Raw genomic sequence first — 2,661 nt, 5'->3', positions numbered from 1 at the left:
GGCGAGGCCGGGTCGCGCAGCCAGGACCAGACCGGCCAGGAGAAGCCGGAGTAGTTCATGGTGCCGTGCCAGCCGTCGCCGTCGAGGTCGCCGGTGGCGTCGTGGTTGTGCTCGCCGATGACGAGCGGGTCGTCGCGGAGGTCCTCGGCCGTACGCCGGGTGGCGCGGGCCACCTCGTGCGCCACGTCGAGGGCGCCGAGCCGCCCGGTCATGTTGGCCACGTCGATCCGCCAGCCGTCGACGTCGTACGGCGGTCGCAGCCAGCGCCCGACCACCGAGTCGGGGCCCTCGACCATCGCGGCCCTCAGGTCGGGGTCGCCGTGGTTGACCTTGGGGAGCGTGTGGTGGCCCATCCAGCTCGCGTAGGAGCCGTCGGACTCGAAGTAGTAGTAGGACCGCGTCGGGCCGGTCGGGTCGGTCGCCGCCTGCGTGAACCACTCGTGGGTGTCGCCGGTGTGGTTGGTGGTGAGGTCGCCGAGGATCCGCCAGCCGCGCTCGTGCACGGCAGTGGAGAGCCGCTCGTAGGCGGCGTCCCCGCCGAGCAGGGGGTCGACGTGGTCGAACGTGGTCGCGTTGTAGCGGTGGTTGCTTTCGCCGGGGAAGACCGGGGTCGTGTAGACGATGTCGGCGCCGACCTCCTCCACGTGGTCGAGGTGCTCGGTGAGCCCGTCCAGGTCGCCGCCGAAGAGCTGGAGCGGGGTGTGCGGGTCGCGGCCCTCGAAGACGACCTCGTCGTCCCAGTCGGCGGCCACCGCCCACGACGGCGTGGGGCGGTCGGCCGCGGCGGCCGAGCGGGCGAAGCGGTCGGGGAACACCTGGTAGACGACGCCGTCGCGCCCCCAGTCCGGGGCCGCGGCGTACGCGGTGAGGAGGTGGTCGGTGGCGTCCGGGACGTCGATGTCCACGAGGCCGGCGGCCGTGAGCCACTGCTGCTCGACGTGCGCCCCCGTGCCGGTGCCTGTGCCTGGGTCGGTCCCGGCGTCGCCGTCGGCCCCGGGGCGCACGAGCAGGAAGCGGTAGTGGGTGACGGGGTTGTGCACCGGCAGCTCACCCGACCACCAGGTCACCGCACCCTCGGTCGTGGCGCTCATCGGGTGGTAGACGGGCTCGGCGTCGTACGTCGTCCGCAGCCACACCGCCTCGACCGGGTCGCTCGCGCTGGTCCGCACCCGCACGGTCACCATGTCGCCGAGGCGCGGCGACTCGTCGGACACGAAGAGCGGGGAGCCGTCGTGGTGCGGCTGGTCGAGCAGGGACATGCCCGCATTCTCGCAGCAGGGGGACGTCTAGGATTGCCCGCGCTGCGTCAGCGCAGCAGGCCGGTGTAGCTCAGTTGGTAGAGCGCCATACTTGTAATATGGATGCCGCGGGTTCGACTCCTGTCACCGGCTCCGATCTTTGGTGTGGCTTCAGTGTCACCTGGTGACACCGAAGCCACACTCAGTGCTCACGGTCTCGAGAGCAAAGACCTCAGCGGACCCGCGTGACCTCGAACTGCAGGCGCGGGTGGGCGAAGGCGTCCTGGGCGGCGATCAGGCGCAGCTCGCGCTCGCCGGAGTCGAGGGTGGCCTCGAGCAGGTCGAAGACCGAGCTGACGGTCGCGGCGAGCGCCTCGGCGGGCGAGCCGGTGGTGTGCAGGTGTGCGGTGAAGAGCGCGGCCGTCACGTCGCCGGAGCCGTTGGCCTTCATCGGCAGCCGCGGGGTCTGCACGATCCACGCTCCCTCGCCGGTCACCGCCATCATCTCGATCGTGTCGGCCGGGGCGTCCGGGCGCGCGACGCTGGTGACGAGCACGGTCGAGGGACCCATCGCCATCGCCCGGTCCGCGGAGTCCAGCGTCTCCTCGAGGGTGCGCGGCTCAGTGCCGGTGAGGAAGCCGAGCTCGAACTGGTTGGGCGTGATCACGTCGGCGGCCGGGACGACCCGCTCGCGGATGATCGGCGGGATGGCGGGGTCGACGAAGCAGCCCGACGTCGCGTTGCCCATCACCGGGTCACAGGTGTACGTCGCCGCGGGGTTGGCCGCCTTGACCCGCGCAACGGCGTCGAGGATCACGTCGGCGATGCCGGCGCCGCCCTGGTAGCCGGACAGCACGGCGTCGACCTCACCCAGCACGCCCCGGTCCTCGATGCCGGTGATGACGTCGGCGACGTCGGCCGGGGCGAGCAGCGGTCCGCGCCACGCGCCGTACCCGGTGTGGTTGGAGAAGACGACGGTGGAGACCGGCCACACCTCGTGACCGAGCCGCTGGAGCGGGAAGACGGCCGCGGAGTTGCCGACGTGGCCGTAGGCGACCGAGGACTGGATCGAGAGGACCTTCATCCCACGAAGGTTAGTGGCCGAGCCCGGTGAGGGATCGACCGTGGGGTGGGGACCCGCGGCTCAGGCGACCTGGAGCGAGCGCTTGGACAGGCCCATCCAGTAGCCGTCGATGACCTGGATGCCGGGCTCGTCGGGCGTCGTCGCGGCGCCCAGGGTCACGAAGAGCGGCGTGTAGTGCTCGACCGTCGGATGCGCGTAGGGCATCCCCGGTGCCCTCGACGTGTACGCCGCCAGCTCGTCGACGTCGCCGCGGGCGAGGGCGTCGGCGGCCCAGAGGTCGAAGTCGACCGACCAGCCGGGCGCGGTCGCGTCGAGGCTCCAGTCGGTGAGGAACGGCAG

The 2,661-nt window shown here is 71.8% G+C and carries 2 protein-coding genes, 1 tRNA gene and 1 pseudogene; 1 reads left to right on the top strand and 3 read right to left on the bottom strand.

Annotated elements, in window-relative coordinates; genetic code table 11:
• The coding region (locus ACXJKL_RS18990; protein WP_457208561.1) for an alpha-amylase family glycosyl hydrolase at nucleotides 1–1,259 on the bottom strand (1,259 nt) is incomplete at its 3' end.
• A 59-nt stretch (nucleotides 1,260–1,318) separates the two neighbouring features.
• Here ACXJKL_RS18990 and ACXJKL_RS18985 point away from each other — a divergent pair.
• Nucleotides 1,319–1,391: transfer RNA gene (locus ACXJKL_RS18985), tRNA-Thr, on the top strand.
• A gap of 79 nt (nucleotides 1,392–1,470) precedes the next feature.
• On the opposite strand, the gene pdxY is transcribed toward ACXJKL_RS18985, so the two are convergent.
• Entirely contained in the window at nucleotides 1,471–2,322 is an 852-nt protein-coding gene (gene pdxY, locus ACXJKL_RS18980) for a pyridoxal kinase PdxY (RefSeq protein ID WP_457208560.1), read from the bottom strand.
• A 60-nt stretch (nucleotides 2,323–2,382) separates the two neighbouring features.
• A pseudogene (locus ACXJKL_RS18975) lies at nucleotides 2,383–2,661 on the bottom strand (dioxygenase); the annotation flags it as partial.

Source organism: Nocardioides sp. P5_C9_2 (assembly GCF_054049555.1).
The sequence above is the reverse complement of the archived record's forward strand: the minus strand, read 5'-3'. Positions and strand labels throughout refer to the sequence as shown.